Origin of the sequence: Flavobacterium sp. CF136, from assembly GCF_000282055.1 — a bacterium.
In the GTDB taxonomy this organism is placed as follows: Bacteria; Bacteroidota; Bacteroidia; order Flavobacteriales; family Flavobacteriaceae; genus Flavobacterium.
In genome coordinates this window covers 59,568-85,830 of sequence record NZ_AKJZ01000007.1, presented here as the reverse complement: position 1 = coordinate 85,830, position 26,263 = coordinate 59,568, and the positions used below count along the sequence as shown (strand labels likewise).

Here is a 26,263-nt window from a genome sequence, read left to right as displayed (position 1 = left end):
TTTGTTTTTTTTTTAAGAACCTATTCCATTGTAAATAAAACCAATTGACTTTAATTCTTTTGCGTTTAGTATATTTCTTCCATCAAAAACAAAAGCTGGTTTATGCATAGAATCATATATTTTTTGCCAATCATATTTTACAAATTCATCCCATTCTGTAAGTATGGCAACAGCATGAGCTCCTTTGCAAGCTTCGTAAGCATCCTGAAACGTTTGAACTGCATCCACATTATCCGAAGAATTTCTTGTTTCTAAATAATCTAAATCGCTTAAAATTTTATTTCGTGATACTTTTGGATCATAAACTGAGATCTTCGCTTGCTCATTAATTAAATCATCTGCCACATATATTGCTGCAGATTCACGCGTATCATTAGTATCTTTTTTAAATGCCCATCCCAAAAAAGTTATCTTTTTATCGGCAACAGTGTTATACAATGTCTGAACAATTTTATTTGAAAATCTTCTTTTTTGATAATCATTCATAATGATTACTTGCTCCCAATAATCAGCAACTTCATTTAATCCATAAGATTTTGCTATATAAACTAAATTTAAAATATCTTTTTGAAAACAAGAACCTCCGAATCCAACTGATGCTTTTAAAAATTTTGACCCAATACGACTATCCATTCCAATAGCACGGGCTACTTCATTTACGTCAGCACCTGTTTTTTCACACAATTCGGACATTGCATTGATTGACGAAATACGTTGTGCTAAAAATGCATTTGCAGTAAGTTTAGACAATTCAGATGACCAAACATTTGTCGTTAAAATTTTATCTTTACTTACCCAATTAGCATAAACATCAACCAGTGCTTTAATTGCTGTTTCTCCATCAGGAGTTGAATCACCCCCAATCAAGATTCTATCTGGGTTCAATAAATCTGTAACTGCCGTTCCCTCTGCTAAAAATTCAGGATTAGAAAGAATTTGAAACTGAACCCCATTCCCTGTATTATCCAAAATACTTTTTATCGCTTCTGCTGTTCTAACCGGTAAAGTTGATTTTTCGACTACAATTTTATTATCTCTAGAAACCTTAGCTATCTGTCTTGCACATAATTCAATATATTTCAAATCAGCAGCCATTCCTTTACCTTTACCGTAAGTTTTGGTAGGGGTATTTACTGAAATAAAAACAACCTGAGCATCATCAATTGCTTTTTCTACGTTAGTTGAAAAAAAAAGATTTCTACCTCTTGCCTCTGCAACAATTTCTGAAAGACCAGGCTCATAAATTGGAATATTATCTGTATTTGGATCATTCCAATCTTTTATCCTTTGCTCATTCAAATCTACTACGGTTACTTGAATATGTGGGCATTTTTGAGCAATTACTGCCATAGTTGGCCCTCCAACATAACCTGCACCTATACAACAAATTTTTGTAATTTTCATATTGTTCTATATTATCTTAATCTTTATTTTAAATTATCCCAATACCAGGCAATCGCTTCTTTTAATCCTTCTTCCAATGAATATTTTGGATTATATCCCAACATATTCTTAGCTTTATCTATGCTTGCCAATGAATGCGGAATATCACCTGATCTGTTTTCCCCATATATAATTGGCACATCTGCTATTTTTGAATCAAATTCGGTTAAATATTTTTTCAAATATCCAACTAGATCATTCAGGGTATTTCTATCTCCAAATGCAGTATTGTAAACAGTATTAACTGCATTAGGATCATTAGCTGAAATTGCCAAAGCATTCATCTGAATCACATTATCAATATAAGTAAAATCTCTTGAATAATTACCATCTCCATTAATTACAGGGCTTTCATAATTCATTAATTGCATTACAAACTTTGGAATTACAGCTGCATAGGCTCCTTTAGGATCTTGTTTTCTTCCAAACACATTAAAATAACGTAATCCAATAGTTTCCAGCCCATATGTTTTACTGAAAATTTCAGCATATAATTCATTTACATATTTAGTAATCGCATAAGGAGATAGGGGCTTCCCGATTATATCCTCAACTTTGGGCAATCCTTCAGAATCTCCATATGTAGAAGAACTCGCGGCATAGATAAATCGTTTTACTTTTGCATCACGAGCTGATACCAGCATATTTAAAAACCCTGAAACATTAACGTCATTTGTAGTTATTGGGTCATTTATTGACCTTGGTACAGAACCTAATGCTGCTTGATGCAACACATAATCCACACCTGAAATAGCTAAATTACAATCAATTATGCTTCGAATATCCCCTTCAATTAATTTAAAATCCGGATTCTTTATAAAATCTTTCAAATTATGATAGTGGCCAGTTGAAAAATTATCTAAACAAATTACTTTTTGTCCTGAATTTAAAAAATATTCACATAAATTAGAACCTATAAAACCAGCACCTCCGGTTATTAAAATAGTATTTTGAAAAGATGTTTTCATCTATTTTTAGATTATTTTTTATTGAATTTATTAAAAATCTTTTTTAATAGACCTATTTCTTTTTCGTCTTCATGATACCCATTCGAATATGCTCCATAACCATATCCATACCCATAAGTCGCGCCATATTTTGCCTTGTTTTCAAAACCATTCAAAACAATGCTTACATTGTTTAATTCACCTCTTTTCACACGGTTATTTAACAATGTAATCATTTCCTTTTTTGTGTAATTTTGTCTTACAACATACAAAGTAACATCGCTAAATTGCACTAATTCTATTGCATCCGAAACAAGACCAACAGGTGGTGTATCAAGTATAATATAGTCATACTTTTCTTTAAGCTCTTCAATTAGCTCACCCATAGCTTCGCTTATAATTAACTCAGAAGGATTTGGAGGAATTGGTCCTGACAGAATAACGTCAAGACATGGAATTTGAGTTTTATTTACTATTTCGGCTAATGTTTTTTGTTTTATCAGATAATTCACAACACCATTTGGATTTGCAAGATTAAACTCTTCAGCCAATCGCGGCTTTCGTAAATCTAAACCTATTATTACCGTTTTTTTCTCACTTAAGGCAAATACCGTTGCAATATTTATTGAACAAAATGTTTTGCCTTCACCACTAATAGACGAAGTAATCATTAAGGTTTTTGCTCCACCTAATTGCTTTTTTTTGTACAAAAACTGTAAAGATGAGCGAATTGCCCTAAAAGCTTCAGATAATGCCGATTTTGGCTTATCAAAAACAGCTAAACTAGTAAATCCTTTACTTAAACCTATAATCCCTATTAATGGAATTTGTGTCTGCTTACTAATATCTTCAGTATTTTGAATAGAATTATTGACAAAAAAAAGTATAAAAACAACAATTAAAGGAATTAAAATCCCAAGAAACAAAGCTAATATATAGTTAACAGAAGTCTTAGGTCCAATTAGCCCTACTCCAATATCTTTTGCGGGATCGATAAAATGAATATCCGAAAGGTTCGATGCTTTTACAATGTCTGCTTCATTCCTCTTTTGAAGAAAAGTACTGTAAATATTATCGTTTAAATCATATTTCCTTTTGATTTTTAATAGCTCCTGTTGTTCTTCGGGAAGTCTTTTTATAGTGTTTTCTGCTTGACCAATTTTATTATTTACTAATGCTAAATCATATTGTAGTGATGATTTGGCGGTAGCTATATTTTCAAGCAAAACATTTTTTACGGCCATCATCTGATTATCAAAATCTTTAAAAATTTTATCACTTTTTACAGCATATGACATTTCAGAACGCTGAGTTGACAAAGCAATAAGTTTAGAAACATTTGTAACAATATTGGGATCATCAATTCCTGCCACTGATGGCGCAGGTAATTTAGAATAATCAACACTGTTTTTTAAATATGCTTTTAAAGAATTATAGTAAGCTATTTTTCTGGTAACAGCATCTTTTTCAACATCAAAATCTAAAATTTTATCTGAAAATTTTTCCCCGCCTTGTTCAATTTCATATATATTTTTATCCTTTCTGAAAGTTTTAAGCTCATTCCCGTTTTCTTTCAGCATTGATTCCATAGCAACGAGTGTACTATCAATAAAACTTATGGTATTAGTTGCAAATTGATTCTTGCCATCCAATTGAATCTTAATTAACATTTTTACTGTCGAATTCAAATATTCGACCATTCTGGCCTTGTTCGTACCCTGCATAGATAATGTAAGAATTGAACCTGCTTTTTCATCTGCATCAATATTAATTCCACGGTAGCGAGATACTGTAGCATCAAAATCATTAAATCTAACAAAATATTCTTTCCCTTTATAAAATCCCGGATTATCAACTATTTCAAGTTTCCAATTTAAAAATGGTAAATTAACTTGTTCGCCAACCTTATATTTTTTAATAAATTCAACAGGTTGAACTGCAGTATTGCTATAAGTATTATTAGAATAAGTAAATAATGAAGCAGAATTACTCTCAAATGGAATTCTGATTTCATATTCATTTGGACTTAAAAATTTAAGTTTGACTAATGAACCAACTAATTGAGGCTTCGTTTTATCAATATTAACATAAAAAGGAACTGCGCCATAAACATCAATCATGTTATACTCTCCTTGTTCAAGGTAGTCTATATAATATTGTAATTTATCTATTACAAGTTCATTATGCGATCTGGATTGCAAAATAGTCGAAATACCACTCACTTGATCTGATATTCCTCCCCAATTAAAAACCAAACTGGTATTAGAGGTAAAAAAAGGATTACTCTCTTCTTTAATTGAAATTAAAGTTTGCATTGAATAAATCTTTTCCTTACGAATATTGACCTGATAGGCAATAGTGAATGAAATAATTAAACTCACTAAAAACAATTTCCAATAACTTGCGATTTTTAACAAAAACCCTTTAAAATCAAAACTTGGATGATTTTCAAAAATCGAAAAATCTTTTATATCTAACATTTCTTGTATTTAGTTTAATTTTTCGACAATAAATAAATTGTTGTTGCCAAAGATAACAAAGTTACAATTGAGCCTATAGATTGTATACCTGTCTGACCAGTACCCCAAGTTTTTTGCTTTAGTGGTTTTACATAAACATAATCATTAGGCTGTAAGTAATAATAAGGAGATTTTATAACATTTACATCAGTGAGATCAATATCATTAATTTGTACTCCTGTAGGGGTTTGACGTATTATAGTTACTGCTTTTCGATTACCAACAGTAGTAATATCTCCCGCATTTGCTATAGCTTCCATTATATTTACCTGTTCCATATACAAAGTTTTAGTCCCTGTACTTCCTACTTCTCCATTTATTGTATATCTAAACCCTGCTAATTTTACAGTAACAAAAATATTTGCTTCAGCTTTAAAATATTCTTCCTGTAATTTTTTTTCAATTTTAAGACGCACTTCTTCAAGCGTATAACCAATTACATTTATTTCGCCTAAAATTGGCATTCTTATATTTCCGTGATCATCAACAGTAAATCCATTAAAATACAATCCTGATTCAGATTTATCATTATTACCTAATGTGGCACTCTCTGAAGGCTTAAAAATAGCAACCAATTTAGGATCTATAGCTTTAATATCCACACTCAAAACATCGTTTACTTGCAACCTGTAAGGTTTTGATTCCACCGCTGAAACCGTAGTTTCGTTTCCTGAAGCCCCTTTGTCCTGTAAATACACTAAATCTTTTACAGGAATGCATGACGTAAAAAGTGTGCTAATCAAGAACAATAAATAAAAACCGTTTTTTGTCATTTTTTAAATTTTATCAGCAAATATAGCTATTCCTTTAATCTTCAGGAAATCTTACTTCATTTGTATTTATTAATTATTTTTGAATGTTTTTTCGAAAGGCACACGATACAAAATACTTCTGCCAAGCGTCACTTCATCTGCATATTCTAATTCATCCCCTACTGAAATTCCTCGTGCTATTGTAGAAATTATGATTTCAGAATCAGCAATTTGCTTGTAAATATAAAAATTTGTGGTGTCTCCTTCCATCGTAGAGCTTAAAGCAAAAATAATTTCGACGACTTTACCCAACTTTACTTTTTCTACCAAAGTTGTTATATTTAGCTGACTCGGTCCGACTCCTTCAATTGGAGAAATCTTACCTCCTAAAACATGATAAATACCTTTATATTGTCCAGTATTTTCTATAGCCATTACATCCCTTATATCTTCGACAACACAGATTGTCTGATGATTTCTCGATGCATTAGCACAAATTTCGCAAACTTTTGTATCTGAAATATTATGGCAACTTTCGCAAAACTTAATATCTTCACGCATATTTAATAACGCCTGAGATAAAAAACCTGTTTGTTCTTTGGGTTGTTTTAATAAATGCAAAACTAAACGCAAAGCAGTACGTTTACCTATTCCCGGTAATTGTGACATTTCACTGACTGCTTTTTCTATTAGTTTTGATGAGAATTCCATAGGAACAAAAGTAATGTATTTTAAAATTATGCTTCTTTTGAATTATTAAATCGTTAGTGTTCTATTCCAAACGATATTTTCAGAATTATTTTTAGCCAGATGGAAACGGCATCCTTTTTTATTGCTTTTTTAGCAATAAAAAAGATAAAGTGTACAGCTGGAAATAGCTCCTTAGAACTAATATTGATTTGTTGCTAACAAAACTAACGTACAAGCAATCTCGAATTTGATATTATTAAGTTCCAGTAATTGATACAGTTCAGGATTTTCGCTTCCTGGATTAAAAATCACACGTTTTGGCTGTGCCTCGATGATGTAATTATAGTAATCGCGTTGACGAGTCGGGTTTAAATATAAAGTTACTGTATCTATATTTTTGACAGGAATGGCTTTGGTGTAAATTTTTACTCCTGCCACTTCTCCTGTATTTTGACCTATTGCCAAAACTGTATGCCCTTTTTGAGTCAACATATTTATTGCTCTAAAAGCATAACGTTCAGGTTTTGTTGTTGCACCCAGAACTAAGGTTTTTTTATTTTTCATTATTTTTAAATATGTCACAAAAGTAATCAAAAAAGCACGAATTCCTGTGCAATATTGATTTAGAGATTCTAAAAAGAAAAAACAACATCCTAATACCAATTTTGAAGTAAAATCTTAAAAATTGATTATTTTTACTGCTTTAACCTAAAAAATATGGATTTATTTATCTACTTATTTGCTGCCCTTTTTTCTGTCTTAAATCCAATTGGTACTGTTCCTATTTTTGTTGGACTAACTCATGATGATTCTCAAAAAGAACGCTCCAGAATTTCGTTATGGACAGCTATAAATGTTTTCATTATTCTGATTGTTTCTTATTTTATTGGCCAATATGTATTGACCTTTTTTGGGATTAGTATTGATGCACTTCGGATTGCCGGCGGCCTTGTAATTTTAAATTCAGGTTTTTCATTGTTATCCGGAAAAATAAGCAAGAAAAGAGGAATTAATAAAAAAGTAGAAAATGATGCGCAAAAGAGAAATGATATTGCATTAACCCCATTAGCAATTCCGATGCTTGCTGGTCCGGGATCAATCTCTTTGTTAATTGCTTTTTATCAGGAGCATCATGAAATGAAAGAAATAATAATTTCGAGCTTAGCGATTTTAGCAATAGCAATTACCATTTTTGCTGTCTTAAAAAGTGCGCATTATTTAGCTCGCATATTAGGAGCATCAGGTATTGTTGCTATTTCGCGAATAATCGGTTTCATAGTAATTGCAATAGGAATTCAATACATTGTGAGCTCTATAATTAATATTGTAAAAGGAAATCTGATGTAAATTTCATCAAAAACACAAAAGGGATAAAACATACAATTTTATCCCTTTTGCTTCAAAAAATGATTTTTAATTTCTTGGCAAGAAGACTTCAGCCATCATACATCTGGCACTTCCTCCTCCGCAAGCTTCAATAGTATCTAAACTTGAACTTAAAATTTCAGCATGGTTTTCTAACTGTGTAATTTGTTTTGCAGTTAAACTTTGATGTGCCGATGTACTCATAACAATATATTTTTTGTCATTTGATCCTCGAACCTCTAACATATTACCTGCAAAATTATTTACTTGTGCTTCCGTAATCAAAATAACGTCTTTTTTATCGGCCTTTAAATTCTCCAAAACCATTTTACGTTCTTTCTTATCATCAATACTATCTGCACAGACAACTGCAAAAGTTTCTCCCAAGCACATCATCACATTCGTATGATAAATTAATTTACGCTCTCCATCAACAGTTTGAAAAGCTTCAAAAATAACCGGGGCATAATCAAAATCCTCACAAAACTCGATAAACAATTCTTCATCGGCACGAGGCGACAAAGCACAATATGCTTTCCCATTGGCTCTATCTAAAAGTAGGCTACCAGTTCCTTCCAGAAAAAAACCATCTTCTTCAGCTGAAGTATAATCTATTATATTATTAATTTCAAAGCCTTTGTCTTCTAAAATATCTAAAATATCTTCACGGCGTTCCTGACGGCGGTTCTCGGCAAACATAGGATATAAAGCAACATCTCCATTTTCATGAAAAGAAATCCAATTATTAGGGAAAATACTATCAGGCGTATCTGTATCAATATTATCTTCAACAACAGTCACATCTACTCCGACAACTCTTAGTTTTTCTACAAAAGCATCAAATTCTTGTTGTGCTTTTGCATTTACCGTACTTGGCAAAAGCCCGTCTAATACTTTCTGATAATAATTATTTATTGCCGTTTGCTCATTCATTCGAAATGCAACCGGACGAATCATCACAATTGAATTTGTAGTTTGTTTCATCTTTTTAATGTAAAATTAATCTCTGATTAAAGGTAAAGTCGAGCATCTCAACAACCCTTCTTGTTTAGCAATTTCAGCATATGGAATTTCTTCTACTATAAAACCGTTTGCTCGTAACCAGTTATTCAATCTGGTAAAGTTTTTTTCTGAAACTACTATATTTTCATCAATTGAAAAGACATTCGAAAACATATTATACATTTCGTTTCTTTCTATGTGAAATAAATTTTCTTTTCCAAAAAGATTCACCAAATACATATAATCAGCTTCTTCACGAAAACCTCTTTTATAAATAATTCCTTTGTTTTTCCCAACTGGTTGAAAACAACAATCAAGATGCAAAGCATTATCTCTGGCTTCAATTTTAGATTTAACCAAATCAAACTCTTTTACTATTTTATTCGGGAATAATTCTTTAATAAAATTCACTCCATACATATTAGTTCTGGCTGTAATGTAATCTTTATAATCACTTCCTTTATAAGTTCCAACAAAAATATGTTCATTCCATAGCATAACATCCCCACCCTCTATATGAACTTCTTCGGGCGGACGAACCACTTTCAAGGGATCAATCTGATCTATTACATACTGAATAGCGTCGAGTTCACGCTCTCTGTCTGGTAAAATATTCGATTTTATAAAAACATCATCAATTACAAAACCAATATCTCTCGTAAAAATCTGATTGTAATTCTCTATCATTTCCGGACGATGAACAGTTACATCATATTGTTGAAAAACGGCATTAAAAGCATCCATTTCAACTACCATATCTTTTTCCAGAGGATACGTTCCTGCTTTTATATGCTCCAACGATTTAGGATCATAGGCCTCATGAATTAAAGGAGTTGGCCCATTATGAACGGCTGAACCCAAAACTACAGTACGCAATCTTGACGTTTCGTTCTTTATATTTAATTGCAACATAAACTTATTAGATTTTGTAGCAAAGATAAAAAAAAGCTTCACAGTTACGTGAAGCTTTTAAGGTGATTTTATTTATTAGATTTAAAATCTCTCAATGGATGGCCAGTGTAAATTTGCCTTGGTCTTCCAATTGGTTCTTTATTTTCTCTCATTTCTTTCCATTGTGCAATCCATCCCGGTAATCTTCCGATAGCGAACATTACAGTAAACATATCAGTAGGAATCCCTAATGCTCTGTATATAATTCCAGAATAGAAATCTACGTTTGGATATAAGTTTCTTGATTTGAAGTAATCATCCTCTAAAGCAGCAGATTCTAGTTTTTTAGCAATTTCTAAAATAGGATCTTCAACACCCAAAGTTTCTAACACTTCTTTAGCTGCTTTTTTGATTATTCTTGCTCTTGGATCAAAGTTTTTATAAACTCTGTGACCAAATCCCATTAATCTGAACGGATCATTTTTATCTTTTGCTTTCGCTAAAAATTTATCAGTATCACCGCCATCTTTATTAATTTCTTCTAACATTTCAAGAACAGCTTGATTAGCTCCTCCGTGAAGTGGCCCCCAAAGAGCAGAAACTCCTGCAGAAATAGAAGCAAATAAACCAGCATGAGATGAACCAACCATTCTTACTGTTGATGTAGAACAGTTTTGCTCGTGATCTGCATGAAGAATAAACAATTTATCCAATGCATCCACAATAACCGGATTTGCTGCATAAGGTCCTGTAGGCAATTTAAACATTAATTGCATAAAGTTTTCTACATACCCTTGTGTATTGTCGTAATAATTCAACGGATAACCCATAGATTTTCTATAAGTCCACGTAGCAATTACAAGAAATTTACCCATTGTTTTACAAATGGCCTCGTACATTTCTTTTTCATTATCAACATTTACAGCTTTTGGATTAAATGCTGTTAAAGCACTTGTCAAAGCAGATAAAACACCCATCGGGTGAGCTGTTTTTGGAAAACCATCAATGATATTTTTCATCTCTTCGTTTACCAAAGTATGTTTTTTAATACCATTTTCAAACTGCTCCAATTCCTGAGCTGTTGGTAATTCACCAAAAATTAAAAGATAAGACACTTCTAAGAAGTTCGCTTTTTCAGCTAAATCTTCGATTGAATATCCTCTGTAACGCAAAATTCCTAATTCTCCGTCTAAGAATGTGATTTCACTTTTACAAGAACCAGAATTCTTATATCCCGGGTCTAGAGTAATAATACCAGTTAAATCACGTAATTTGTTAATATCGATAGCTGATTCATTTTCACTCCCCGTGATTACCGGAAGCTCAATTTTCTTACCATCTACTTCTAATGTAGCTATTTTTGACATAATATAATCGGAAATAATTCTTTAAAATAATAATTTATCAAATCTAAGGAATTTAAGACTAATTAAAAAAGGAATAATGCCATCAATTTGTTAAAACTCCAAAAAAAAACCATTCGTTTTCACGAATGGCCTTGATTCTACAATATAACTCTTACGATTATTTGATTTTAAAAGCTTTTAACCCCGGAAAATAAGCGGTACTTCCTAATTCTTCTTCAATTCTTAATAATTGATTGTATTTTGCCATACGATCAGAACGAGAAGCTGAACCTGTTTTAATTTGTCCACAGTTTAAAGCTACAGCTAAATCAGCAATAGTATTATCTTCAGTTTCTCCAGAACGGTGAGACATAACTGAAGTATATCCTGCATTTTTAGCCATATTTACAGCTGCAATTGTCTCAGTTAAAGTACCAATTTGGTTTACTTTTACTAAAATTGAATTTGCAATTCCTTTTTCAATACCTGTAGATAAACGCTCAACATTAGTAACAAATAAATCATCACCTACTAATTGCACTTTATCACCAATTTTTTCTGTAAGCAGTTTCCAGCCATCCCAGTCATCTTCATACATTCCGTCTTCGATAGAAATAATTGGATATTTAGCAGCTAATTCAGCCAAGTAAGAAGCTTGTTCTTCAGAAGTTCTGATTTTTCCAGTTTCACCTTCAAATTTAGTATAATCATACTTACCGTTTACATAAAATTCAGAAGCTGCACAGTCAAGAGCAATCATAATTTCGTCTCCAAAAGAATATCCTGCATTTTCAACTGCCTTTTTAATTGTATCTAAAGCATCTTCAGTACCCCCGGCTAAGTTTGGAGCAAAACCTCCTTCGTCGCCAACAGCAGTACTCAAACCTCTGTCATGTAATACTTTTTTCAAACTGTGAAAAATCTCTGTTCCCATTTGCATAGAATGAGAAAAAGAAGTCGCTTTCACCGGGAAAATCATAAATTCCTGAAACGCGATAGGTGCATCAGAATGAGAACCACCATTGATGATGTTCATCATCGGAACTGGTAATGTATTAGCAGAAACTCCACCAACATATCTGTATAATGGCAATCCAAGTTCATTAGCAGCGGCTTTTGCAGCAGCTAATGAAACTCCTAAAATAGCATTAGCTCCTAATTTAGATTTATTTGGCGTTCCGTCTAAATCAATCATTAATTGATCGATAGTATTTTGTTCGAAAACAGAAGTTCCAACTAATTCTTCAGCAATAACAGTATTTACATTATTCACTGCATTCAAAACCCCTTTCCCCAGGAACGCTTTCCCTCCGTCACGTAATTCAACAGCTTCATGTTCTCCAGTTGAAGCTCCAGATGGAACAGCAGCTCTTCCTAAAACACCATTCTCTGTAATTACATCAACTTCAATGGTAGGATTTCCTCTAGAATCAAAAATTTGTCTTGCGTGAACTTTTATTATAATACTCATTATTTTTGTTTTTTATTAATAAATTATAAATATTTTTCGAAATTATAAAAATATCTAATACTAAATACCATATTTAATAATTAAATATCTTTTTTTATTAACTACATCGTTTTAGATTCGACTTGTTTTAAATTCTCAACAAATTGATCAAATAAATATGATGAATCGTGAGGTCCGGGACTTGCTTCCGGATGATACTGTACTGAAAAACAGTTCTTATTTTTCATACGCATACCTGCGACTGTACCATCATTTAAGTGTAAATGTGTTATTTCTAAATCAGGATGATTATCTAATTGCTCTTTATTTACAGCAAAACCATGATTTTGAGAGGTGATTTCTCCTTTCCCTGTCATAATATTTTTTACAGGATGATTTATCCCTCGGTGACCGTTAAACATTTTATAAGTCTGAACACCATTTGCCAAAGCAATAACCTGATGTCCTAAACAAATCCCAAATAAAGGTTTATCGTTTGCTAAAATTTCTTTTGCAACTTCGATAGCTCCAAAAAGTGGATCTGGATCCCCAGGACCATTCGACAAGAAATATCCGTCTGGATTAAATTCAGCTAAATCTTTATAGGTTGAGTTATATGGAAAAACTTTAATATAACAATCTCTTTTAGCAAGGTTTCTTAGTATGTTCTTTTTAATTCCAAGATCTAATGCAGAGATTTTATAAGTTGCATTTTCATCTCCAAAAAAATAAGGCTTAGTAGTTGATACTTTTGATGCCAACTCTAAACCTTCCATGTTTGGCACATTAGCCAATTCTTTTTTCAATTCTTCAATCGAAGTTCCATCAGTACAAATAACAGTATTCATAGCTCCGTTGTCACGAATATAACTTACAAGCGCTCTTGTATCAACATCAGAAATACAAATTAAATTTTGCTTAATAAAATAGTCCTCTAAACTTCCGGAAGCATCTTCTCTCGAATAATTAAAGCTGAAGTTTTTACAAACTAAACCAGCAATTTTGATGCTATCAGATTCAATTTCCAAATCATTAACACCATAGTTCCCAATATGAGCATTGGTCGCCACCATAATTTGTCCAAAATAAGAAGGATCCGTAAAAATCTCCTGATATCCTGTCATTCCAGTATTAAAACAAACTTCACCAAAAGTTTTACCGCTAATTCCGATAGATTTTCCGTGAAAAATAGTTCCATCACTTAGTAATAAAATGGCGCTTTGTCGTGTCGTGTATTTCATTCTTTAATTGTATTGTTTTTTATCGTCTTCTAAAACAAGCGGTAGGCTCGTTTATTTATAATTAGATATTTTGCAAATTTACTTTTTTAAAAGAGTGCCTCCAAGATTTTTTAAAAATTTCATTCATAAAAATAAAACCCCATAAGAGAAATAAGTTAAATTTTGAATTCATTTAAAAAAAAAGGATAAACTAAAAATTAGCTTATCCTTGATTTTTATAGAATCATTACTTTCATAATTATTCAGAAGCTTCAGTAGTCGTTTCTGACTCAGCAGCTGGAGCTTCAGTAGTTTCCTCAGCTTTTTTTGCTTTACCACCACGACGGCTTTTTGCTTTTTTAACTTCTTTTTTACCTCCATTGTAAAGTTCATTGAAATCTACAAGTTCGATCATTGCCATATCAGCATTATCTCCCAAACGATTTCCAACTTTAATGATACGAGTGTATCCACCTGGACGGTCTCCAACTTTAGCAGCTACGTCTCTGAACAAGTCAGTTACCGCATATTTGCTACGTAAGTAAGCAAAAACAATACGACGATTGTGAGTCGTATCTTCTTTTGATTTTGTGATTAAAGGCTCAACGAATTGTTTAAGCGCTTTAGCCTTAGCAACAGTAGTGTTAATACGTTTGTGCTCAATAAGAGAACAAGCCATATTAGCTAACATAGCTTTTCTATGTCCAGTCTGTCTGCTTAAGTGATTGAATTTTTTTCCGTGTCTCATTGCTATTTTAAATTTAATCCCGCAAGCGGGATTGAATTATTCTTTATCTAGTTTGTATTTAGCTAAATCCATTCCGAAAGTTAAATTTTTAACTGCAACAAGTTCATCAAGTTCAGTTAAAGATTTTTTACCAAAATTACGGAATTTCATCAGGTCATTTTTATTGAACGATACTAAATCACCAAGTGTATCAACTTCAGCCGCTTTCAAGCAATTTAATGCTCTCACAGATAAATCCATATCAACAAGCTTAGTTTTAAGCAATTGTCTCATATGCAATGACTCTTCATCATACGATTCTGTTTGTGCAATTTCGTCAGCCTCGAGTGTAATTCTTTCGTCAGAAAACAACATGAAGTGGTGAATTAAAACTTTAGCAGCTTCAGTAAGAGCATCTTTTGGATTAATAGAACCATCAGTTTTAATTTCAAAAACTAATTTTTCATAATCTGTTTTTTGCTCTACACGGAAGTTTTCAATTGCATATTTTACATTTTTTACCGGAGTAAAAATTGAGTCTGTAAAAATAGTACCAATTGCCGCATTCTGTTTTTTGTTCTCCTCAGCAGGAACGTATCCTCTACCTTTTTCGATTGTTAGATCGAAGTTCAATTTGATTTTAGAATCTAAATTACAGATTACAAGGTCTGGATTCAAAACTTGAAAACCTGAAATAAATTTTTGAAAATCACCTGCTGTCAATTGATCTTTACCAGAAACAGAAATTGTAACTGCTTCATTATCGATATCTTCAATTTGACGTTTAAAACGTACTTGTTTTAGATTAAGGATAATTTCGGTAACATCTTCAACAACACCTGAAATAGTAGAAAACTCATGATCTACACCTTCGATACGAACAGATGTAATTGCATAACCTTCTAATGCTGAAAGCAAAACTCTTCTAAGTGCATTACCAACTGTCAATCCATAACCAGGTTCTAAAGGTCTAAATTCGAATTTACCTTCAAAATCGGTTGAATCGATCATGATAACTTTATCGGGCTTTTGAAAATTAAATATTGCCATAAATTTCGACTAAGTCAATTATTATTTGTTGTACAACTCTACGATTAATTGTTCTTTAATGTTTTCTGGAATTTGTAATCTTGCAGGTACAGAAACAAAAGTTCCTTCTTTAAGATCATTGTTCCAGGTAATCCATTCATAAACATGACTTGAATTTGACAAAGAACGTTCGATAGCTTCTAAAGATTTAGATTTTTCACGAACTGCAACTTTATCACCAGGCTTAAGGTGGTAAGAAGGAATATTTACAACTTCACCATTTACAGTAATGTGTCTGTGAGAAACTAATTGTCTAGCACCTCTACGAGATGGAGCAATTCCCATTCTAAAAACAACATTATCTAATCTTGCTTCACATAATTGTAAAAGAACCTCACCAGTAACACCTTTAGTAGCTGATGCTTTTTTGAATAAACCTCTGAATTGTTTTTCTAAAATTCCATAAGAATATTTAGCTTTTTGCTTTTCCATTAACTGAACAGCGTACTCAGATTTTTTACCTCTTTTTTTAGCCATCCCGTGTTGTCCAGGTGGGTAATTTCTTTTTTCGAAAGATTTGTCATCTCCGAAGATTGCTTCGCCAAATTTACGAGCAATTCTAGTTTTTGGACCAGTATATCTTGCCATTTCTAAAAATTAAATTTAAGGTAGAGATTATGAATTCAGGTCATATCCTTCGATAATCGTTTATTCTACCTTGTTATACTTAAATATATTATTAAACTCTACGTCTCTTTGGAGGACGACATCCGTTGTGAGGCATTGGAGTAACATCAATAATCTCTGTAACTTCAATTCCACCGTTATGAATAGAACGGATAGCAGACTCACGTCCGTTTCCTGGTCCTTTTACATAAACTTTAACTTTTTTAAGTCCTGCCTCAAGAGCTACTTTACTACAATCTTCTGCTGCCATTTGAGCTGCGTACGGAGTGTTCTTTTTAGAACCTCTGAAACCCATTTTACCAGCTGAAGACCAAGAAATAACTTCACCTTTCTTATTAGTCAAAGAAATAATGATGTTGTTGAAAGTGGCAGAAATATGAGCTTCACCCGTTGATTCAACGATAACTTTACGTTTTTTTGCAGTTGCTTTAGCCATATTACTTATTATTTAGTTGCTTTTTTCTTGTTAGCAACAGTTTTTCTTTTACCTTTTCTTGTTCTAGAGTTATTTTTAGTTCTTTGCCCTCTTAAAGGAAGACCAGATCTATGACGGATACCTCTGTAACATCCAATATCCATCAAACGTTTGATGTTCAAAGAAACTTCAGAACGTAATTCTCCTTCAATTTTGTAAAATGAAACAGCATCACGAATTGCTCCGATCTCATCATCATTCCAATCTTGAACTTTTTTATCTTGGCTAACTTGAGCTTTCTCTAAAATCTCAATTGCTCTACTTCTTCCTAATCCGAAGATATAGGTAAGTGCTATAACACCTCTCTTATTTTTTGGGATATCTACCCCTGCTATTCTTGCCATAATTATCCTTGTCTTTGTTTAAATCTAGGATTCTTTTTGTTTATTACGTACAATCTCCCTTTTCTACGCACAATGATGCACTCGGGACTTCTCTTTTTTACTGATGCTCTAACTTTCATAGTGAATATCCTTTAATATCGATAAGTAATTCTTGCTTTTGACAAGTCATAAGGGCTCATTTCCAGTTTCACTTTATCACCAGGTAATAATTTGATGTAATGCATACGCATTTTACCAGAAATATGAGCAATTACAATATGTCCATTTTCTAATTCTACACGGAACATCGCATTTGACAATGCTTCGATGATTGATCCGTCTTGTTCTATTGCTGATTGTTTTGCCATAAATATATTAAGCTACCGCTTTTCTATTTTTACCAGTCTTCATTAAACCATCATAATGTTTGTTTAACAAGTATGAATTGATTTGTTGAATAGTATCTATTGCAACTCCAACCATAATTATTAAAGAGGTACCTCCAAAAAACATTGCCCAAGATTGTTGTACATCCATAATACTTACAACAATAGCTGGGAACACAGCAATCAAAGCAAGGAATAAAGATCCTGGGAAAGTTATTAAAGACATCACTTTATCAAGAAAGTCTGAAGTTTCTGCTCCAGGCCTAACACCCGGAATAAAACCACCACTTCTTTTTAAATCATCAGCCATTTTGTTAGTAGGTACTGTGATCGCAGTATAGAAGAATGTAAATACAATAATTAAAGTTGCAAAAACAAAATTATACCAAAACCCAAACATATTACTAAATGCTCCAACAATAGATTGTGATGTATCTGATTTAGACAATCCGGCTACAGCAGCAGGAATAAACATAATTGCCTGAGCAAAAATGATTGGCATAACCCCTGAAGCATTAAGCTTAAGTGGAATCCATTGTCTATTACCACCTGCTAAATCCTGTTCGTAATCTCCTGTAGTTGTACGACGAGCGTACTGAACTGGAATTCTACGTACTGCCATTGTAAGCAATACACAAGAAATGATAACTAACAACCATACAATAATTTCAATAACCAATAACATCGGACCACCGTTGTTATTCGTAACTCTGGTTGTAAATTCTTGTATAAAAGCTTGTGGTAAACGAGCCAAAATACCAACCATAATCAATAATGAAATTCCATTTCCAATTCCTTTATCAGTAATTTTTTCTCCAAGCCACATAGCAAAAATAGTACCTGTAACCAAGATAATAACAGAAGAAAACAAAAACTCAGGAGAGTTGAACCCTAGCAAAAATGCATTGCTAGGTAGTGTTCTGTATAAATTATAGATATAAGTCGGACCTTGAACCAATGTAATAGCAATAGTTAACCAACGGGTAATTTGATTAATCTTTTTTCTACCGCTTTCTCCATCGTTTTGAAGTTTTTGTAAATATGGAATCGCAATTCCCATTAACTGAACAACAATAGACGCAGAAATATAAGGCATGATACCTAAAGCAAAAACTGAAGCTTTAGAGAATGCACCTCCGGTGAACATGTCTAAGATAGATCCTAAACCATTTTTTGTTTGTCCCGCTAAACCAGTCAATTGAGTTGCGTCAATTCCAGGAAGCGTAACGTGTGCTCCAAAACGATATACTAAAAGCAAACCTAATGTAATCAGGATTCTGTTTTTCAGTTCTTCGATTTTCCAAACATTACTTATTGATTCAATAAATTTCTTCATACAATAGAAAAATTATATTGTTACAGCTTCTCCACCAGCAGCTTCAATAGCAGCTTTTGCAGTAGCAGTAAATTTGTGAGCAGTTACTTTTAATTTTGCTTTCAATTCTCCTCTACCTAAAATCTTAACGATTTCGTTTTTGGTAGCTAGACGGTTTGCTACGTAATCTGTCATAGAAACAGAATCAGTAATTACACCATTGTCTACTAATAATTGAAGCGTATCTAAATTAACACCTTCGTATTCTTTACGGTTGATGTTTGTGAAACCAAACTTAGGCACACGTCTTTGAAGTGGCATTTGCCCTCCCTCAAAACCAATCTTTTTAGAATAACCAGAACGAGATTTTGCTCCTTTGTGACCTCTTGCAGAAGTACCACCTTTTCCAGAACCCTCTCCTCTACCTAATCTTTTATTTTGATTGTGTGTTGACCCTTCAGCTGGTTGTAAGTTACTTAAATTCATAACAGTATTTGTTATTTAGTTTCTTCGACAGAAACTAAGTGTTTAACTTTGTTTATCATCCCAAGGATAGCAGGGTTTGAATCATGCTCTACAACTTGTCCCATTTTACGTAGACCCAAAGCTTCCAAACCTCTCTTTTGAGAAAGAGGGCAGTTGATTTTGCTTCTTACTTGTTTTACTAATAATTTAGCCATAATTTCCTTGAATTAACCTTTAAAAACTTTTTCTAAAGAAACACCTCTTTGTTTTGCAACAGTATAAGCGCTTCTCATTTGTAATAAAGCATCAAAAGTTGCTTTAACCACGTTATGAGGATTTGATGATCCTTGAGATTTAGATAATACATCGTGAATACCTACTGATTCAAGAACTGAACGAACAGCTCCACCAGCAATAACTCCTGTACCATGAGAAGCAGGAATTAAAAATACACGTGCACCACCAAATTTACCTTTTTGTTCGTGAGGAACTGATTGTCCGTTCAAAGGAATTTTTACTAAATTTTTCTTAGCATCTTCTACTGCTTTCGCAATTGCTTCAGAAACGTCTTTAGATTTTCCTAATCCGTGACCAACTACTCCGTTTTCATCACCTACAACTACAATAGCAGAAAAACCGAAAGCTCTACCACCTTTTGTAACTTTAGTAACACGATTAACACTTACCAGACGATCTTTAAGTTCAAGACCACTTGGTTTTACCAATTCTACATTTTTGTATTTAGACATAATATATTAGAATTTAAGTCCAGCCGCTCTTGCGCCTTCTGCTAATGATTTAATACGACCGTGATATAAATATCCACCTCTATCAAAAGTGATGGTATCAATCCCGGCTTTTAACGCTTTCTCTGCAACTAATTTTCCAACAGCAGCAGCGATTTCAACGTTAGTACCTTTTCCTATTTCTTTTTCTCTTGAAGATGCAGCCAATATAGTAACTCCATTTACATCATCAATAAGTTGAGCATAAATTTCTTTGTTACTTCTAAATACAGATAGTCTTGGGTTAGTAGCAGTACCACTAATCGATTTTCTAATTCTGAATCTAATTCTCTGTCTTCTATCAGATTTTGTTAATGACATAATCTTATTTTTTAAGCTGATTTACCTGCTTTTCTTCTTAATACTTCACCCACAAATTTAACACCTTTTCCTTTGTACGGCTCAGGCTTACGGAAACCTCTGATTTTCGCAGCAACCTGACCTAAAAGTTGTTTATCAAATGATGTTAATTTTACGATAGGGTTTTTTCCTTTTTCAGATATTGTTTCTAAAGCTACTTCCGGAGCAATTTCTAAAACAATATTGTGAGAATACCCAAGAGCTAAATCTAATTTCTGACCTTGGTTTGAAGCTCTGTAACCTACTCCAACTAATTCAAGTTCTTTTGTAAAACCTTCAGATACACCAATTATCATATTATTGATTAATGATCTGTATAATCCGTGTTTTGCTCTTTGGTCTTTATGATCAGACGATCTCTCTAATAGAACCTGATCGCCTTCAACTTTTACAGTAATGTCCGAAAACTCCTGAGTTAGTTGACCTTTTTTTCCTTTTACTGTAATGATACCGTCTTTAACTTCTACAGTTACACCGGCAGGGACTACAACTGGGCTTTTACCTATTCTTGACATCTTATTTAGTCTTTAAAATTAGTATACGTAACAAATTACTTCACCACCTACATTTAATTGCTTAGCTTGTTTTCCGGTCATCAAACCTTTTGATGTAGAAACAATAGCAATTCCTAATCCATTAAGGATTCTTGGTAATTTGGCAGCACCTGCATATTTACGTAAACCAGGTTTACTAATTCTTTGGATATCTTTAATTACTGGCTCTTTAGTATCTTTATCATACTTCAAAGCGATTTTGATTGAACCCTGAACAGTGTTGTCCTCAAATTTGTAACTCAAGATATAACCTTGATCAAATAAGATCTTAGTTATTTCTTTTTTTAGATTAGAAGCTGGAATTTCAACAACTTTGTGGTTTGCAGCCACAGCGTTACGAACTCTAGTCAAATAATCTGCAATAGGATCTGTATACATATGTATTTGATTGCGACTATGGTTTTCGGGAGGCACTCGCCTCCCGAACCTTTAATCAATTAAAATTATTTTTTGGTTTGCAAAAGTAGTAACTTATTGCGAGATTACCAAGATGCCTTTTTAACTCCGGGAATTAATCCATTATTAGCCATCTCACGGAAAGTTACACGTGAAATACCAAATTGACGGATATAACCTCTTGGTCTACCTGTTAATTTACAACGATTGTGTAAACGAACTGGTGAAGCATTTTTAGGTAATTTTTGTAGACCTTCAAAATCTCCAGCTTCTTTCAAAGCTTTTCTTTTCTCAGCATACTTAGCTACCGTTTTCTCTCTTTTCACCTCACGGGCTTTCATTGATTCTTTAGCCATGTCTTAATTCTTTTTAAAAGGTAATCCTAATTCAGCCAATAATGACTTTGCTTCCTTGTCTGTTTTTGCAGTAGTAACAAATGTAATATCCATTCCTGAAATTTTGTTTACTTTGTCAATATCAATTTCAGGGAAAATGATTTGCTCCAAAACTCCAAGGTTGTAATTACCTCTTCCGTCGAAACCAGTAGCTTTGATACCACTAAAATCTCTAACACGTGGCAAAGCAGAAGTAACAAGTCTATCTAAAAACTCATACATTCTTTCACCACGCAAAGTAACTTTTGCTCCAATAGGCATCCCTTTTCTCAATTTGAATGACGCAACGTCTTTCTTTGAAATTGTAGATACTGCTTTTTGTCCAGTGATCTTTGTTAACTCATCAACTGCATAGTCAATAAGTTTTTTATCAGATACAGCTGCACCAACTCCACGGCTCAAAACGATTTTTTCCAATTTTGGAACTTGCATTACGTTTGTATATCCGAATTCCTCTTTAAGAGCAGAGATTACTCTACTCTTATATTCTTCTTTTAGTCTAGGTGTATATGCCATTACTATAGTACTTGATTAGATTTTTTTGAAAATCTTACTTTCTTATCTCCTTCTACTCTAATACCAACTCTAGTTGTTTCCTTAGTTTTAGGATCAATTAGTGAAATGTTAGATATTTGTATAGAAGCTTCTTTCTTAACGATACCACCTTGAGGGTTTTTAGCACTTGGTTTTGTATGTTTCGAAACCATGTTTACACCTTCAACTATCGCTTTATTTTTCTCACGGTAAACACGTAAAACTTTACCTTCAGCACCTTTATGGTCTCCAGCAATAACTCTTACGATATCTCCTGATTTTATTTTTAGCTTTATCATCTTAAAACGAATTAAAGCACTTCTGGTGCTAATGATACAATTTTCATGAATTGTTTTTCACGAAGTTCTCTTGCTACCGGACCAAAAACACGTGTTCCTCTCATTTCCCCTGCAGCGTTCAAAAGAACACATGCATTATCATCGAAACGGATATAAGAACCATCAGCTCTTCTCACTTCTTTTTTGGTACGTACAACAACTGCAGTTGAAACAGCTCCTTTTTTAACGTTACCGTTAGGAGTTGCATCTTTAATAGATACTACAATCTTGTCACCAACAGAGGCATACCTTCTTTTGGTACCTCCTAAAACACGGATGGTTAAAACTTCTTTTGCTCCCGTGTTATCTGCTACTTTTAGTCTTGATTCCTGTTGTACCATAATTATTTAGCTCTTTCTAAGATTTCAACTAATCTCCAACATTTTGTTTTACTTAAAGGACGCGTTTCGCTAATTCTTACAGTATCTCCAATGTTACAGTCGTTTGTTTCGTCGTGTGCAACGTATTTCTTTGTTTTCAACACGAACTTACCGTATAATGGGTGTTTTACTTTTCTTACTTCAGCAATAACAATAGATTTATCCATTTTATTTGAAGTAACAACACCTATTCTTTCTTTTCTTAAATTTCTTTTTTCTTCCATCTTTCAGCAGAATACAATTATTGTAACTCTCTTTTAGTTAGCTCTGTAGCCAATCTTGCAACTGTTCTTCTTACACTTCTAATTTGAAGTGGGTTCTCAATTGGAGAAATAGCGTGGGCCATTTTTAGGTCAGCATATATCTTCTTAGTTTGACTAAGTTTTTCTTGCAACTCCGCTGCAGAAAGATCTTTTATTTCTGATTGTTTCATAATATAATATAAATTATGCTTCGAAATCTCTAGCAACGACGAACTTAGTTTTTACTGGAAGCTTTTGAGCTGCAAGACGTAAAGCCTCTTTTGCAACTGATAAAGGAACTCCTCCAACTTCAAACATAATTCTTCCGGGTTTAACAACGGCAGCCCAATATTCAACGGCACCTTTACCTTTACCCATACGTACCTCAAGAGGCTTCTTAGTAATTGGTTTGTCTGGAAATATTTTGATCCATAATTGTCCTTCTCTCTTCATGAAACGAGTTGCAGCAATACGCGCAGCTTCGATTTGACGAGACGTTAAGAACATTCCATCTTCATGTACAGATTTAATACCAAACATTCCATTAGAAAGTTCATGCCCTCTTTGAGAGTTACCTTTCATTTTACCTTTCTGTACCTTACGGTATTTTGTTCTTTTAGGCTGTAACATTTTTCTTTAGTTTAAAAATTTACTTTCTTTTACGAGCGTCTGGTTTACCACCTTTATTAAAAGGTTTTCTGTCTCCTCTCGGAGAATCTCCACCTTTACCACCACCAGTTCCAGATTGTTTTTTATCCATTCCTGCAAGTGGAGAAAGATCTCTCTTTCCATAAACTTCACCTTTCATGATCCATACTTTGATACCCATTCTACCATAAGTAGTATGAGCTTCAGCCAAAGCATAATCAATGTCAGCTCTGAAAGTTGATAGAGGAATTCTACCTTCTTTGAAACCTTCCGAACGTGCCATCTCAGCACCATTCAAACGACCAGAAATCAAAACTTTGATACCCTCAGCGTTCATACGCATAGAAGCAGCAATAGCCATTTTGATTGCACGTCTGTAAGAGATACGGCTTTCGATTTGACGAGCGATGCTTGTCGCCACAAGATAAGCATCTAATTCAGGTCTTTTAATTTCAAAAATGTTGATTTGAACCTCTTTGTCAGTAACTTTCTTAAGTTCTTCTTTCAACTTGTCTACCTCTTGTCCGCCTTTTCCGATAATGATACCAGGTCTGGCAGTAGTGATAGTAACGGTTACAAGTTTCAAAGTTCTCTCGATGATTACTTTTGATACACTAGCTTTTGATAAACGAGCGTGGATATACTTTCTGATTTTGTGATCTTCGGCAAGTTTGTCACCGTAATCATTTCCACCATACCAGTTTGAGTCCCACCCTCTGATGATACCAAGTCTATTTCCAATTGGATTTGTCTTTTGTCCCATGCTGCTTAAGAATTGCTTTGTGTGTTATTGATAGCTCCAAGCACGATTGTTACGTGATTAGAACGTTTTCTTATTCTGTGTGCACGACCTTGTGGAGCTGGACGAAGTCTTTTCAACATCATTCCACCATCTACTCTGATCTCTTTAACAAATAATCCAGCTTCTTCTAAATTACCTTCACTATTTTTTTGCTCCCAGTTGTTGATTGCAGATAATAATAGTTTCTCTAATTTTCTTGAAGCCTCTTTAGAACTGAATCTTAAGATGTTAAGTGCTCTTTCTACCTTCTGACCTCTTACCAAGTCCGCTACTAAGCGCATTTTTCTAGGTGAAGTAGGGCAGTTATTCAATTTTGCGAAAGCAATAGACTTATTAGCCTCTTTTCTCGCATCTGCTGTTTCTCTTTTACGAACTCCCATTGCTTCTTATTTTTTACCTTTATTTTTTGCTCCAGCATGACCTCTAAAAGATCTAGTTGGTGAAAATTCTCCTAATTTGTGACCTACCATGTTTTCTGTTACGTAAACTGGTACAAATTGACGACCGTTATGAACTGCGATTGTTTGTCCAACAAAGTCTGGAGTAATCATAGAAGCTCTAGACCAAGTCTTTACTACTCCTTTGTTTCCGTTTTCAATGTTTTCCTGAACTTTCTTGTCTAACTTATAATGAACGAAAGGTCCTTTTTTTAATGAACGTGCCATATCTTATTATTTCTTTCTACGTTCTACGATATACTTGTTACTCGGGTTTTTCTTAGAACGAGTTCTATAACCTTTTGCTGGTATTCCATTTCTTGAACGTGGATGTCCACCAGAAGAACGTCCTTCTCCACCACCCATCGGGTGATCAACAGGGTTCATTGCAACAGGTCTTGTTCTAGGTCTTCTTCCTAACCATCTTGTTCTACCAGCTTTTCCTGATACAACTAATTGGTGGTCTGAATTAGAAACAGCTCCAATTGTAGCCGAACAAGTTAACAAGATCAATCTTGTTTCACCAGATGGCATTTTAATTGTAGCATATTTTCCATCTCTTGCCATTAACTGAGCAAATGTACCAGCTGAACGAGCGATTACCGCTCCCTGACCTGGACGTAACTCAATACAAGAGATTACAGTTCCTAAAGGAATTCTGCTTAAAGGTAATGTGTTACCAATTTCAGGTTGAGATTCCGGACCAGAAACTAATTTCTGACCTACTTTCAATCCGTTTTGAGCGATAACATAAGTTTTCTCACCATCAGCATAAGCTAATAAAGCGATAAATGCAGTACGATTTGGATCATATTCGATTGATTTCACTGTAGCCGGAATTCCGTCTTTAGTTCTTTTGAAATCAATAATACGATATCTCTGCTTGTGACCACCACCCGTATAACGCATGGTCATCTTTCCTTGACTATTTCTACCTCCAGAGTTTTTTATCGGCGCTATCAAAGAGCGTTCCGGCTTATCAGTTGTAATGGCGTCATAACCATTCACAACTCTAAATCGCTGACCTGGGGTAATAGGTTTTAATTTTCTTACTGACATTTTTCTATCTTAGATATTGTTGTAAAAATCAATTGTTTCTCCTTCTTGTACTTGAACAATTGCTTTCTTAATTGCATTTGTCTTTCCACTGATTAAACCACTTTTAGTGTATTTTGTAGTTCTGTCCGGTCTTACGTTCATCGTATTAACTGAAACGATAGTTACTCCATAAGCAGCTTCAATAGCTTTCTTAATTTGAACTTTGTTTGCTTTTTTGTCAACAACGAATCCGAAGCGGTTTAAAACTTCACTTTCTTTGGTTACTTTTTCTGTTACTATAGGTCTAATTATGATACTCATA

General features: G+C 33.5%; 38 protein-coding genes. 1 reads left to right on the top strand and 37 read right to left on the bottom strand.

Going from position 1 to position 26,263, the window contains the following annotated elements; translation table 11 throughout:
• Window positions 1-12: 12 nt before the first annotated feature.
• The 6 genes from PMI10_RS01445 to PMI10_RS01420 form a co-directional block, all read right to left on the bottom strand.
• Entirely contained in the window at window positions 13-1,404 is a 1,392-nt protein-coding gene (locus PMI10_RS01445) for a UDP-glucose 6-dehydrogenase (RefSeq protein WP_007803709.1), read from the bottom strand.
• Between the two features lie 23 nt (window positions 1,405-1,427).
• Window positions 1,428-2,411, bottom strand: coding sequence for an SDR family oxidoreductase (locus tag PMI10_RS01440; protein ID WP_007803707.1), 984 nt, complete (start codon window positions 2,409-2,411; stop codon window positions 1,428-1,430).
• 11 nt (window positions 2,412-2,422) lie between these two features.
• Window positions 2,423-4,870, bottom strand: a complete 2,448-nt coding sequence (locus tag PMI10_RS01435; protein ID WP_007803705.1) for a polysaccharide biosynthesis tyrosine autokinase — start codon at window positions 4,868-4,870, stop codon at window positions 2,423-2,425.
• Window positions 4,871-4,884: 14 nt separating this feature from the next.
• Window positions 4,885-5,682 carry a polysaccharide biosynthesis/export family protein gene (locus PMI10_RS01430; RefSeq protein WP_007803703.1) on the bottom strand — a complete coding sequence of 266 codons (798 nt, stop codon included), beginning with the start codon at window positions 5,680-5,682 and terminating at the stop codon, window positions 4,885-4,887.
• A 69-nt stretch (window positions 5,683-5,751) separates the two neighbouring features.
• Window positions 5,752-6,372, bottom strand: coding sequence for a recombination mediator RecR (recR, locus tag PMI10_RS01425; protein ID WP_007803700.1), 621 nt, complete (start codon window positions 6,370-6,372; stop codon window positions 5,752-5,754).
• A 177-nt stretch (window positions 6,373-6,549) separates the two neighbouring features.
• On the bottom strand, window positions 6,550-6,915 hold the full coding sequence (locus tag PMI10_RS01420; protein WP_007803698.1) for a CoA-binding protein: 366 nt from the start codon (window positions 6,913-6,915) through the stop codon (window positions 6,550-6,552).
• A gap of 153 nt (window positions 6,916-7,068) precedes the next feature.
• Here PMI10_RS01420 and PMI10_RS01415 point away from each other — a divergent pair, with 153 nt between their 5' ends.
• On the top strand, window positions 7,069-7,698 hold the full coding sequence (locus PMI10_RS01415; protein WP_007803696.1) for a MarC family NAAT transporter: 630 nt from the start codon (window positions 7,069-7,071) through the stop codon (window positions 7,696-7,698).
• 66 nt (window positions 7,699-7,764) lie between these two features.
• Here the strand turns inward: PMI10_RS01415 and ctlX are convergent, their stop codons facing one another.
• The 31 genes from ctlX to rplW form a co-directional block, all read right to left on the bottom strand.
• Entirely contained in the window at window positions 7,765-8,700 is a 936-nt protein-coding gene (gene ctlX / locus PMI10_RS01410) for a citrulline utilization hydrolase CtlX (protein ID WP_007803694.1), read from the bottom strand.
• A 15-nt stretch (window positions 8,701-8,715) separates the two neighbouring features.
• The gene (locus PMI10_RS01405) at window positions 8,716-9,630 is read right to left on the bottom strand and encodes a dimethylarginine dimethylaminohydrolase family protein (protein WP_007803692.1); all 915 of its coding nucleotides are present in this window, start codon (window positions 9,628-9,630) and stop codon (window positions 8,716-8,718) included.
• A 68-nt stretch (window positions 9,631-9,698) separates the two neighbouring features.
• The gene (locus PMI10_RS01400) at window positions 9,699-10,976 is read right to left on the bottom strand and encodes a citrate synthase (protein WP_007803689.1); all 1,278 of its coding nucleotides are present in this window, start codon (window positions 10,974-10,976) and stop codon (window positions 9,699-9,701) included.
• 157 nt (window positions 10,977-11,133) lie between these two features.
• On the bottom strand, window positions 11,134-12,426 hold the full coding sequence (gene eno / locus PMI10_RS01395; RefSeq protein WP_007803687.1) for a phosphopyruvate hydratase: 1,293 nt from the start codon (window positions 12,424-12,426) through the stop codon (window positions 11,134-11,136).
• Window positions 12,427-12,527: 101 nt separating this feature from the next.
• Window positions 12,528-13,646, bottom strand: a complete 1,119-nt coding sequence (gene carA / locus PMI10_RS01390) for a glutamine-hydrolyzing carbamoyl-phosphate synthase small subunit (protein WP_007803685.1) — start codon at window positions 13,644-13,646, stop codon at window positions 12,528-12,530.
• Window positions 13,647-13,884: 238 nt separating this feature from the next.
• Window positions 13,885-14,373 carry a 50S ribosomal protein L17 gene (gene rplQ, locus PMI10_RS01385; protein ID WP_007803683.1) on the bottom strand — a complete coding sequence of 163 codons (489 nt, stop codon included), beginning with the start codon at window positions 14,371-14,373 and terminating at the stop codon, window positions 13,885-13,887.
• Between the two features lie 36 nt (window positions 14,374-14,409).
• The gene (locus PMI10_RS01380) at window positions 14,410-15,402 is read right to left on the bottom strand and encodes a DNA-directed RNA polymerase subunit alpha (RefSeq protein ID WP_026109818.1); all 993 of its coding nucleotides are present in this window, start codon (window positions 15,400-15,402) and stop codon (window positions 14,410-14,412) included.
• 21 nt (window positions 15,403-15,423) lie between these two features.
• Window positions 15,424-16,029, bottom strand: coding sequence for a 30S ribosomal protein S4 (rpsD, locus tag PMI10_RS01375; protein WP_007803679.1), 606 nt, complete (start codon window positions 16,027-16,029; stop codon window positions 15,424-15,426).
• A 91-nt stretch (window positions 16,030-16,120) separates the two neighbouring features.
• Entirely contained in the window at window positions 16,121-16,504 is a 384-nt protein-coding gene (rpsK, locus tag PMI10_RS01370; RefSeq protein ID WP_007803677.1) for a 30S ribosomal protein S11, read from the bottom strand.
• Window positions 16,505-16,512: 8 nt separating this feature from the next.
• Complete coding sequence (rpsM, locus tag PMI10_RS01365; RefSeq protein ID WP_007803675.1) at window positions 16,513-16,887, bottom strand: 30S ribosomal protein S13; 375 nt, start codon at window positions 16,885-16,887, stop codon at window positions 16,513-16,515.
• 2 nt (window positions 16,888-16,889) lie between these two features.
• A complete protein-coding gene (ykgO, locus tag PMI10_RS21810; protein ID WP_072945378.1) occupies window positions 16,890-17,006 on the bottom strand; it encodes a type B 50S ribosomal protein L36 in 117 nt (38 codons plus the stop codon).
• A gap of 12 nt (window positions 17,007-17,018) precedes the next feature.
• Entirely contained in the window at window positions 17,019-17,234 is a 216-nt protein-coding gene (gene infA, locus PMI10_RS01360; RefSeq protein ID WP_007136545.1) for a translation initiation factor IF-1, read from the bottom strand.
• Window positions 17,235-17,241: 7 nt separating this feature from the next.
• Window positions 17,242-18,588 carry a preprotein translocase subunit SecY gene (gene secY / locus PMI10_RS01355; protein ID WP_007803669.1) on the bottom strand — a complete coding sequence of 449 codons (1,347 nt, stop codon included), beginning with the start codon at window positions 18,586-18,588 and terminating at the stop codon, window positions 17,242-17,244.
• Between the two features lie 12 nt (window positions 18,589-18,600).
• Window positions 18,601-19,053, bottom strand: coding sequence for a 50S ribosomal protein L15 (rplO, locus tag PMI10_RS01350; RefSeq protein WP_007803667.1), 453 nt, complete (start codon window positions 19,051-19,053; stop codon window positions 18,601-18,603).
• 11 nt (window positions 19,054-19,064) lie between these two features.
• Complete coding sequence (rpmD, locus tag PMI10_RS01345) at window positions 19,065-19,247, bottom strand: 50S ribosomal protein L30 (protein WP_007803665.1); 183 nt, start codon at window positions 19,245-19,247, stop codon at window positions 19,065-19,067.
• Between the two features lie 12 nt (window positions 19,248-19,259).
• Window positions 19,260-19,784: a 30S ribosomal protein S5 gene (gene rpsE / locus PMI10_RS01340; protein ID WP_085950271.1), complete on the bottom strand. Its 525-nt coding sequence runs from the start codon at window positions 19,782-19,784 to the stop codon at window positions 19,260-19,262.
• 3 nt (window positions 19,785-19,787) lie between these two features.
• Window positions 19,788-20,138: a 50S ribosomal protein L18 gene (rplR, locus tag PMI10_RS01335; protein ID WP_007803661.1), complete on the bottom strand. Its 351-nt coding sequence runs from the start codon at window positions 20,136-20,138 to the stop codon at window positions 19,788-19,790.
• Window positions 20,139-20,149: 11 nt separating this feature from the next.
• On the bottom strand, window positions 20,150-20,692 hold the full coding sequence (gene rplF / locus PMI10_RS01330) for a 50S ribosomal protein L6 (RefSeq protein WP_007803659.1): 543 nt from the start codon (window positions 20,690-20,692) through the stop codon (window positions 20,150-20,152).
• Window positions 20,693-20,710: 18 nt separating this feature from the next.
• On the bottom strand, window positions 20,711-21,109 hold the full coding sequence (rpsH, locus tag PMI10_RS01325; RefSeq protein WP_007803657.1) for a 30S ribosomal protein S8: 399 nt from the start codon (window positions 21,107-21,109) through the stop codon (window positions 20,711-20,713).
• Between the two features lie 104 nt (window positions 21,110-21,213).
• Window positions 21,214-21,483 carry a 30S ribosomal protein S14 gene (gene rpsN / locus PMI10_RS01320; RefSeq protein WP_007803655.1) on the bottom strand — a complete coding sequence of 90 codons (270 nt, stop codon included), beginning with the start codon at window positions 21,481-21,483 and terminating at the stop codon, window positions 21,214-21,216.
• A 3-nt stretch (window positions 21,484-21,486) separates the two neighbouring features.
• On the bottom strand, window positions 21,487-22,038 hold the full coding sequence (rplE, locus tag PMI10_RS01315) for a 50S ribosomal protein L5 (RefSeq protein WP_007803652.1): 552 nt from the start codon (window positions 22,036-22,038) through the stop codon (window positions 21,487-21,489).
• A 2-nt stretch (window positions 22,039-22,040) separates the two neighbouring features.
• Window positions 22,041-22,355 carry a 50S ribosomal protein L24 gene (gene rplX / locus PMI10_RS01310; protein ID WP_007803650.1) on the bottom strand — a complete coding sequence of 105 codons (315 nt, stop codon included), beginning with the start codon at window positions 22,353-22,355 and terminating at the stop codon, window positions 22,041-22,043.
• 11 nt (window positions 22,356-22,366) lie between these two features.
• The gene (rplN, locus tag PMI10_RS01305) at window positions 22,367-22,735 is read right to left on the bottom strand and encodes a 50S ribosomal protein L14 (RefSeq protein ID WP_007803649.1); all 369 of its coding nucleotides are present in this window, start codon (window positions 22,733-22,735) and stop codon (window positions 22,367-22,369) included.
• Window positions 22,736-22,737: 2 nt separating this feature from the next.
• On the bottom strand, window positions 22,738-22,998 hold the full coding sequence (gene rpsQ, locus PMI10_RS01300) for a 30S ribosomal protein S17 (RefSeq protein ID WP_007803646.1): 261 nt from the start codon (window positions 22,996-22,998) through the stop codon (window positions 22,738-22,740).
• A 17-nt stretch (window positions 22,999-23,015) separates the two neighbouring features.
• Window positions 23,016-23,207 (bottom strand): 50S ribosomal protein L29, encoded by a 192-nt coding sequence (gene rpmC / locus PMI10_RS01295; RefSeq protein ID WP_007803639.1) that lies wholly within the window; start codon window positions 23,205-23,207, stop codon window positions 23,016-23,018.
• Window positions 23,208-23,220: 13 nt separating this feature from the next.
• On the bottom strand, window positions 23,221-23,646 hold the full coding sequence (gene rplP / locus PMI10_RS01290) for a 50S ribosomal protein L16 (protein WP_007803637.1): 426 nt from the start codon (window positions 23,644-23,646) through the stop codon (window positions 23,221-23,223).
• Between the two features lie 19 nt (window positions 23,647-23,665).
• Window positions 23,666-24,427: a 30S ribosomal protein S3 gene (gene rpsC, locus PMI10_RS01285; RefSeq protein WP_007803635.1), complete on the bottom strand. Its 762-nt coding sequence runs from the start codon at window positions 24,425-24,427 to the stop codon at window positions 23,666-23,668.
• Between the two features lie 5 nt (window positions 24,428-24,432).
• A complete protein-coding gene (rplV, locus tag PMI10_RS01280) occupies window positions 24,433-24,846 on the bottom strand; it encodes a 50S ribosomal protein L22 (protein ID WP_007803631.1) in 414 nt (137 codons plus the stop codon).
• A 6-nt stretch (window positions 24,847-24,852) separates the two neighbouring features.
• Window positions 24,853-25,131 (bottom strand): 30S ribosomal protein S19, encoded by a 279-nt coding sequence (gene rpsS, locus PMI10_RS01275; protein ID WP_007803626.1) that lies wholly within the window; start codon window positions 25,129-25,131, stop codon window positions 24,853-24,855.
• 6 nt (window positions 25,132-25,137) lie between these two features.
• Complete coding sequence (gene rplB / locus PMI10_RS01270; protein WP_007803623.1) at window positions 25,138-25,962, bottom strand: 50S ribosomal protein L2; 825 nt, start codon at window positions 25,960-25,962, stop codon at window positions 25,138-25,140.
• A 9-nt stretch (window positions 25,963-25,971) separates the two neighbouring features.
• Window positions 25,972-26,262 (bottom strand): 50S ribosomal protein L23, encoded by a 291-nt coding sequence (gene rplW, locus PMI10_RS01265; RefSeq protein WP_007803621.1) that lies wholly within the window; start codon window positions 26,260-26,262, stop codon window positions 25,972-25,974.
• Window position 26,263: the final 1 nt, after the last annotated feature.

Bases quoted from the DNA above. Each gene is read 5' to 3' on its own strand.
- PMI10_RS01405 (WP_007803692.1), bottom strand. From the start codon at position 9,630: ATGTTGCAATTAAATATAAAGAACGAAACGTCAAGATTGCGTACTGTA.
- rplE (WP_007803652.1), bottom strand. From the start codon at position 22,038: ATGGCATATACACCTAGACTAAAAGAAGAATATAAGAGTAGAGTAATC.
- rpsD (WP_007803679.1), bottom strand. From the start codon at position 16,029: ATGGCAAGATATACTGGTCCAAAAACTAGAATTGCTCGTAAATTTGGC.
- rplV (WP_007803631.1), bottom strand. From the start codon at position 24,846: ATGGGAGTTCGTAAAAGAGAAACAGCAGATGCGAGAAAAGAGGCTAAT.
- ykgO (WP_072945378.1), bottom strand. From the start codon at position 17,006: ATGAAAGTTAGAGCATCAGTAAAAAAGAGAAGTCCCGAGTGCATCATT.
- rpsH (WP_007803657.1), bottom strand. From the start codon at position 21,109: ATGTATACAGATCCTATTGCAGATTATTTGACTAGAGTTCGTAACGCT.
- rpmD (WP_007803665.1), bottom strand. From the start codon at position 19,247: ATGGCTAAATTATTAGTAAAACAAGTAAGAAGCAAAATCAACTGCCCT.
- rplN (WP_007803649.1), bottom strand. From the start codon at position 22,735: ATGGTACAACAGGAATCAAGACTAAAAGTAGCAGATAACACGGGAGCA.
- rpsQ (WP_007803646.1), bottom strand. From the start codon at position 22,998: ATGGAAGAAAAAAGAAATTTAAGAAAAGAAAGAATAGGTGTTGTTACT.
- PMI10_RS01445 (WP_007803709.1), bottom strand. From the start codon at position 1,404: ATGAAAATTACAAAAATTTGTTGTATAGGTGCAGGTTATGTTGGAGGG.
- rplB (WP_007803623.1), bottom strand. From the start codon at position 25,962: ATGTCAGTAAGAAAATTAAAACCTATTACCCCAGGTCAGCGATTTAGA.
- eno (WP_007803687.1), bottom strand. From the start codon at position 12,426: ATGAGTATTATAATAAAAGTTCACGCAAGACAAATTTTTGATTCTAGA.
- PMI10_RS01440 (WP_007803707.1), bottom strand. From the start codon at position 2,411: ATGAAAACATCTTTTCAAAATACTATTTTAATAACCGGAGGTGCTGGT.
- carA (WP_007803685.1), bottom strand. From the start codon at position 13,646: ATGAAATACACGACACGACAAAGCGCCATTTTATTACTAAGTGATGGA.
- rplF (WP_007803659.1), bottom strand. From the start codon at position 20,692: ATGTCAAGAATAGGTAAAAGCCCAGTTGTAGTCCCTGCCGGTGTAACT.
- rplX (WP_007803650.1), bottom strand. From the start codon at position 22,355: ATGATAAAGCTAAAAATAAAATCAGGAGATATCGTAAGAGTTATTGCT.
- infA (WP_007136545.1), bottom strand. From the start codon at position 17,234: ATGGCAAAACAATCAGCAATAGAACAAGACGGATCAATCATCGAAGCA.
- rplW (WP_007803621.1), bottom strand. From the start codon at position 26,262: ATGAGTATCATAATTAGACCTATAGTAACAGAAAAAGTAACCAAAGAA.
- PMI10_RS01380 (WP_026109818.1), bottom strand. From the start codon at position 15,402: ATGGCAATATTTAATTTTCAAAAGCCCGATAAAGTTATCATGATCGAT.
- PMI10_RS01430 (WP_007803703.1), bottom strand. From the start codon at position 5,682: ATGACAAAAAACGGTTTTTATTTATTGTTCTTGATTAGCACACTTTTT.
- PMI10_RS01435 (WP_007803705.1), bottom strand. From the start codon at position 4,870: ATGTTAGATATAAAAGATTTTTCGATTTTTGAAAATCATCCAAGTTTT.
- recR (WP_007803700.1), bottom strand. From the start codon at position 6,372: ATGGAATTCTCATCAAAACTAATAGAAAAAGCAGTCAGTGAAATGTCA.
- PMI10_RS01400 (WP_007803689.1), bottom strand. From the start codon at position 10,976: ATGTCAAAAATAGCTACATTAGAAGTAGATGGTAAGAAAATTGAGCTT.
- rplQ (WP_007803683.1), bottom strand. From the start codon at position 14,373: ATGAGACACGGAAAAAAATTCAATCACTTAAGCAGACAGACTGGACAT.
- rplO (WP_007803667.1), bottom strand. From the start codon at position 19,053: ATGAATTTAAGTAACTTACAACCAGCTGAAGGGTCAACACACAATCAA.
- secY (WP_007803669.1), bottom strand. From the start codon at position 18,588: ATGAAGAAATTTATTGAATCAATAAGTAATGTTTGGAAAATCGAAGAA.
- rplR (WP_007803661.1), bottom strand. From the start codon at position 20,138: ATGTCATTAACAAAATCTGATAGAAGACAGAGAATTAGATTCAGAATT.
- rpsN (WP_007803655.1), bottom strand. From the start codon at position 21,483: ATGGCTAAAGAATCAATGAAAGCCCGTGAGGTGAAAAGAGAGAAAACG.
- PMI10_RS01420 (WP_007803698.1), bottom strand. From the start codon at position 6,915: ATGAAAAATAAAAAAACCTTAGTTCTGGGTGCAACAACAAAACCTGAA.
- rpsS (WP_007803626.1), bottom strand. From the start codon at position 25,131: ATGGCACGTTCATTAAAAAAAGGACCTTTCGTTCATTATAAGTTAGAC.
- ctlX (WP_007803694.1), bottom strand. From the start codon at position 8,700: ATGAAACAAACTACAAATTCAATTGTGATGATTCGTCCGGTTGCATTT.
- rpsC (WP_007803635.1), bottom strand. From the start codon at position 24,427: ATGGGACAAAAGACAAATCCAATTGGAAATAGACTTGGTATCATCAGA.
- rpsK (WP_007803677.1), bottom strand. From the start codon at position 16,504: ATGGCTAAAGCAACTGCAAAAAAACGTAAAGTTATCGTTGAATCAACG.
- PMI10_RS01415 (WP_007803696.1), top strand. From the start codon at position 7,069: ATGGATTTATTTATCTACTTATTTGCTGCCCTTTTTTCTGTCTTAAAT.
- rplP (WP_007803637.1), bottom strand. From the start codon at position 23,646: ATGTTACAGCCTAAAAGAACAAAATACCGTAAGGTACAGAAAGGTAAA.
- rpsM (WP_007803675.1), bottom strand. From the start codon at position 16,887: ATGGCAAGAATAGCAGGGGTAGATATCCCAAAAAATAAGAGAGGTGTT.
- rpmC (WP_007803639.1), bottom strand. From the start codon at position 23,207: ATGAAACAATCAGAAATAAAAGATCTTTCTGCAGCGGAGTTGCAAGAA.